This window comes from Chitinophaga sp., from assembly GCF_035564935.1.
GTDB lineage: Bacteria > Bacteroidota > Bacteroidia > Chitinophagales > Chitinophagaceae > Chitinophaga.
The window spans coordinates 1-5,562 of the sequence record NZ_DATMTE010000638.1 but is presented as its reverse complement, the minus strand read 5'-3'; the positions used below and the strand labels follow the sequence as shown (position 1 = coordinate 5,562).

At 44.2% G+C, this 5,562-nt stretch carries 6 protein-coding genes; all 6 read left to right on the top strand.

Going from position 1 to position 5,562, the window contains the following annotated elements; translation table 11 throughout:
- Window positions 1-139: 139 nt before the first annotated feature.
- The 6 genes from VN105_RS16190 to VN105_RS16165 all read left to right on the top strand — a co-directional run bounded on the left by VN105_RS16190 (window position 140) and on the right by VN105_RS16165 (window position 5,440).
- The gene (locus VN105_RS16190; protein WP_079470957.1) at window positions 140-994 is read left to right on the top strand and encodes a MotA/TolQ/ExbB proton channel family protein; all 855 of its coding nucleotides are present in this window, start codon (window positions 140-142) and stop codon (window positions 992-994) included.
- Window positions 995-1,062: 68 nt separating this feature from the next.
- Window positions 1,063-1,716, top strand: a complete 654-nt coding sequence (locus VN105_RS16185) for a biopolymer transporter ExbD (RefSeq protein WP_325642568.1) — start codon at window positions 1,063-1,065, stop codon at window positions 1,714-1,716.
- A 63-nt stretch (window positions 1,717-1,779) separates the two neighbouring features.
- The gene (locus tag VN105_RS16180) at window positions 1,780-2,394 is read left to right on the top strand and encodes a biopolymer transporter ExbD (RefSeq protein ID WP_325642567.1); all 615 of its coding nucleotides are present in this window, start codon (window positions 1,780-1,782) and stop codon (window positions 2,392-2,394) included.
- Between the two features lie 38 nt (window positions 2,395-2,432).
- Complete coding sequence (locus VN105_RS16175; RefSeq protein ID WP_325642566.1) at window positions 2,433-3,269, top strand: TonB family protein; 837 nt, start codon at window positions 2,433-2,435, stop codon at window positions 3,267-3,269.
- Between the two features lie 132 nt (window positions 3,270-3,401).
- A complete protein-coding gene (mnmE, locus tag VN105_RS16170; RefSeq protein ID WP_325642565.1) occupies window positions 3,402-4,784 on the top strand; it encodes a tRNA uridine-5-carboxymethylaminomethyl(34) synthesis GTPase MnmE in 1,383 nt (460 codons plus the stop codon).
- Between the two features lie 269 nt (window positions 4,785-5,053).
- Window positions 5,054-5,440 (top strand): helix-turn-helix domain-containing protein, encoded by a 387-nt coding sequence (locus VN105_RS16165; protein ID WP_325642564.1) that lies wholly within the window; start codon window positions 5,054-5,056, stop codon window positions 5,438-5,440.
- The last annotated feature ends 122 nt before the right edge of the window (window positions 5,441-5,562 follow it).

The following is a 5,562-nucleotide window of genomic DNA, read 5'->3' as shown; positions in this document are numbered from 1 at the left end:
ACTTGTTTTTTTGGACCAACCGTATAACTTTGCGAATCACTGATTAAAACAGTAAATTGAGTGCTGAAGGGCATTTTAAAGAGAATAGTAACTTCTAACAAACAATAGTTTAATTTTTAACACTAAAATTTCAATCAACATGGCTGAGACTAAAACAACTGTGACTGCAGCTACAGCTAAGGCTTCTTCTCATCAACCTAAAAAGTCATCCAACCTGTTCGCAACGTTGGCTGTGCCTATCTGCTTAGTGATAGGATTCCTGTTTTTCTTTTTTGTATTAGGTAATCCAGCCAACTTCCAGGGTAATAATCCCGATGGACATCCTATAGATTCAGGTATCGGTAAATGGTTTGGTACTGTTTACAAGGGAGGTTATGTAGTACCGGTATTGATTTCAGTATTACTGGTGTGTCTGACTTTCGTGATCGAGCGCTTCCTGTATCTGTCAAAAGCAAAAGGTAAATTCAGTGGTTCTGAGCTGGTACGTAAAGTACAGTATCACCTGGCTAACAAAAATGTAGATGCAGCACTGGCTGAATGCGACAAACAGAAAGGCTCTGTAGGAAACGTACTGAAAGCAGGTCTGAAAAAGTACAAAGAAATGGTTACCAATGCTGATCTGGATACAGAACAGAAGATCCTGACCATTAAGAATGAAATTGAAGAAACCACCGCACTGGAACTGCCAATGATGGAAAAGAACCTGGTGTTCCTGTCTACCATTGCATCAGTAGCAACCCTGTTGGGTCTGTTCGGTACAGTATTGGGTATGATCAAGGCGTTCTCTGCAATGTCTTCCGGTGGTGCTCCGGATTCTGCACAGCTGGCGTTAGGTATCTCTGAGGCGTTGATCAACACTGCACTGGGTATCGGTACATCTGCTATTGCGATCGTAATGTACAACTACTTCACTACCAATATTGACAGCATCACTTACGCTATCGATGAGTCTGGCTTTACTTTAACTCAGAGCTTCGCTGCAAACCACAAATAATCGCGGATTATTTATGGAATTTGAGCGGTTTTGAATCTATTTAAAGTAAATCATAAAACAGAGTAAAGATGCCTAAAGTTAAAATGCCAAGGAAAAGCACCGCCATTGACATGACAGCAATGTGTGATGTGGCTTTCCTGCTGTTAACTTTCTTTATGCTGGCGACTAAGTTCAAACCGGATGAACCGGTAACAGTAGTTACCCCATCCTCTATTAACACCACCCTTTTACCTGATTCTGATGTGTTATTATTCACAGTAGATAAGGACGGCAGAGTGTTTTTCAGCATGGATGGTCAGCCCAAAAGAAAGAAGCTGATAGAAGATCTGAACACGCAGTACAAACTGGGCCTGGGCGATAAAGAAATTAAAAGCTTTGTGACCGGAGCCAGCGTAGGAGCAGCTATTAAAGACCTGAAACAATATCTTTCCCTCTCTGAGGACGAGCGTAAAAAATCAGGACTGGATAAAGGAATACCTACAGATTCTGCAAATAATGAGTTAGGTGCCTGGATCGAATATGGTGTTGCAGCCCAAGGCGGAAGCATTGCAAAGCTGAAATACTGTATTAAAGCAGATAACCAGACTCCTTATCCCAAGATCAAGGAAATCCTGGATACCTTCAAAAAGAAGCATATCCAGAAGCTGAACCTGGTTACCAACCTGGAAGAAGCACCCAAGGGTACAGCTGCCTGGGAAGAGGCAAATGCACCTAAGAAGTAAACGGCAGTAAATACTTCCTGACCTGGAAGGCTGCTGATTTAAGAACTAAAAAAATTGGCTACTATGGCAGAAATGGATACCAGCAGTAGTGGCGGTGGAAAGAAACACGGTGGAACGAAATCGAAGAAACAGTCGACCCGTGTGGATATGACACCAATGGTGGATTTAGGTTTTCTCCTGATTACCTTCTTCATGCTGACCACTACCATGTCCAAGCCCAAAACAATGGACTTGATCATGCCAAAGGATACCGAAAATGAAAAGGACCAGAACAAGGTAAAAGAAAGTACGGCCCTGACCATTTTACTCGGAAAAGATAATCGTGTTTACTATTACGAAGGTTTGGCACAAGACCCGAATGCCTCTGCTAATCCTGATTTCTTCAAGGCATCATCTTTTGCCAACACCGGAGGAATCAGAGATGAAATCATCAGGAAAAGGGATGAAGTGTCCAAACTGAGAAATGCAAAAGGTGAACCGGAAGATGTTGTGGTGATTATTAAAGCTGATGATGAAGCTAACTACAAGAATTTCGTAGATATTCTTGATGAAATGGCCATCAACAGGATTCAACGTTACGCAACCGTAGACATCAGTGACCAGGATAAAAAATGGATACAGTCTACAGAAGCAGCTAACGGTGTTCCCAGTACTCCTGCAGCTCCGCCGGCTAAATAACTAATTTATTTTTTTGCATCCATCATAAAACAACAACAATGGATTCTGCTAAAGTCTTAAAGTCCGATTTTCTTGATATCCTGTTTGACGGCAGGAACAAGGATTATGGGGCGTACGATTTGCGGAGACAGTATAATAAGCGTGTGCGGAATGCCATTTTGGGAACCGCGTCATTGTTTGTAATATTCTTTGCAACGTATATGATATCACAGTGGGTTAAAGCTTCTGAGGGTGAAAACACGAAGAAGCCGGTGATCCAGGAAATTAAGATGGAGGATGTGAAGTTACCGGATGATCCGAAAACGCCACCTCCGCCACCTCCACCGCCTGCACCACCACCACCGGTAAAACCGTCAGTACAGTTCACTCCTCCTGTAATTAAGAAGGATAATGAAGTACCACCGGATGAGGAACCTCCGAAACATGAGGATATTAAAGATAAAGCCATCAGCACTAAAACTGTAGACGGTGATCCAAACGGTATTGATCCGGGATTGCTGGAAGACAGTAAAGGTACCGGTGTGGTAGGTCCGCCTCCTGCTCCTGCAAAAGAGGAAATCTTCACTTTCGTAGAGCAGCCTCCAACCTTCCCGGGTGGTGAGGAAGCACTGGCCAAGTACCTGAGCAAAAATATCCGTTACCCACGCGTTGCGCAGGAAAACGGTATCTCCGGTACAGTATTCGTTCAGTTCGTAGTAGATTCTGAAGGAAACATTAAAGACGTAAAAACAGTAGGCGCCGCAAAAGGTGGTGGCCTGGAAGAAGAAGCTGTGCGCGTGGTGAAAACCATGCCTAAATGGAAAGCTGGTAAGCAAAATGGCCGCCAGGTTTCTGTACAGTTCAACCTCCCTATCCGCTTTACTTTGCAGGAGTAGTACTGTATCAGCATATTTTTCAAAGGTCCCGTTTCAACATCGTTGGAACGGGACCTTTGATTTTCAGGAATTGGCGATGGCCCCGATTCTGTGTAAATTTGTGCCCTTTAAGAATTAGTAAATTAAAACGGTATGCTGGGGAAATTAACAGGATTTGATGATACAATTGTGGCAGTGGCAACAGCTCCCGGTCTTGGCGCCATTGCGGTAATACGCCTCAGCGGCTCCAACGCCTACACTATCTGCAACGTGCTGTTCCCGGGGAAAGACCTGCTGCAGCAAGCCAGTCATACCCTGCATTTCGGTAACCTCGTTTCCAACGGGCACATCATCGATGAAGTAGTACTCAGCCTCTACAAAGGCCCCCGCTCCTACACCGGGGAAGACGTGATTGAAATATCCTGTCATGGTTCTCCCTATATCCAGCAACAAATTATTGACGCCACTGTTAAAGCAGGCGCGCGTCTGGCCAAACCAGGTGAGTTTACCCAGCGGGCATTCCTGAACGGTAAACTGGATCTTACACAGGCAGAATCTGTAGCCGACCTTATAGCCAGCAATTCAGCCGCCTCACACCAAACAGCCATGCAGCAAATGCGTGGTGGGTTCTCTAAAGAATTACACACCCTGCGGGAGCAATTAATCACCTTTTCCGCCCTGATCGAGCTTGAGCTGGACTTCAGCCAGGAAGATGTGGAGTTTGCCGATCGTACGGGCTTATATACCCTTGTTTCCAATGCAACCGGAGTCGTTAAACATCTCATTGATTCCTTCCGGATGGGGAATGTTATCAAAAATGGGGTAAACACCGCAATAGTAGGGAAGCCTAACGCCGGTAAATCCACTCTGCTGAATACCCTCCTGAACGAGAACCGCGCCATTGTCAGCGACATTGCCGGTACTACCCGCGACACCATCGAGGAAATACTAAACATAGACGGTATCCTTTTCCGGCTCATAGATACTGCCGGTATCCGCGAAAGCCTCGATACCATTGAAAGTATTGGTGTGCAGAAAACCATGGAGAAAATCCGTGAAGCCGGCGTTGTCGTTTACCTGTTTGATGTGAATGAACTCACGGAAGCGGACATACGTAACCAGGTTGCTGCTTTTGAAGCACAAAGCGTTAATTATCTCCTGGTAGGAAATAAAACAGATGTTACCGGTGAAACAGCTATCCGCACTAAATTTGCCTCCATCCCCGAAATACTTTTTATCTCCGCAAAGAATCATGCGCATATCCAGGAACTGAAAGACGCATTGGTACGCAAGGTATTGGCAGGAGACGTTAATACAGAAGATACCATCATCACTAATGCCCGGCACCATGCCGCCCTGCAGGAAGTATTGAAGTCGTTACTGGATGTGAAACAGGGAATGGACAATGGGCTGCCAGGCGATTTGCTGGCACTGGATATCCGGCTTTGTTTGCATTATCTTGGGGAGATAACAGGGGAGGTGACAAATGAGGACAGGCTGGATTATATTTTTAGTAAGTTTTGTATCGGGAAGTAACCCCTTTCTTTTATTTACATCTACTTTTCTTTATTTACCTAACGTAATGCTTATCAGTGTTGCATCTTGACAGGATGCCTGATTTTTCCTTCGTTTTATTTTGTTGTTGAACATTAAACCTCTAAATTAGTAATAAGATACGGAGGTACAAATGTACATGGGGAAATAGGGAAATAATGGCAGTAATTGACAGTATAAGACAGTAATAGACAGTTTAGTTCATCCCCAGACAGTAGCCTCCCAATAGTTCCAATTTCAACTTCTAAAAAATGAGTAGTCATTTAAGGATAAAGAAGATTTGTGAGCATTGCGGAGAAGTGTTCATCGCCCAAAAGACAGTAACCAAATTCTGTTCGCTTACCTGCGCCCGCCGCAATTATAAATTACGTGAGAAGAAAGAACGTGTACAGAAAGTAGAGGCAGAAACAAACACTCAACTGCTTTCTAAATCCAGGTTGGTTGATACCCCAGTCTCAAAGCCGTTGGGTGACTTGATAGATATTAAGGCACTATCTACTCTTACCAGCATCAGCGAACGCACTTTATTTCGGTTGATAAAAGATGAAGATTTCCCCAAACTGAAAGTAGGGCGTAGTCTTCTTTTTCACCGGCAAACCGTGATAGATTATTTAACCACCAAATACGGGAATATATGAGAGGAGCGCTGAGACAGAAGAAGCTGAAGAGTGGGAAGCTCAGTCTTTATATAGACTATTATCCGCCGGTATGGAATCCACAAGCGAAACAATACACCCGCCGGGAGTTTCTGAATCTGCAT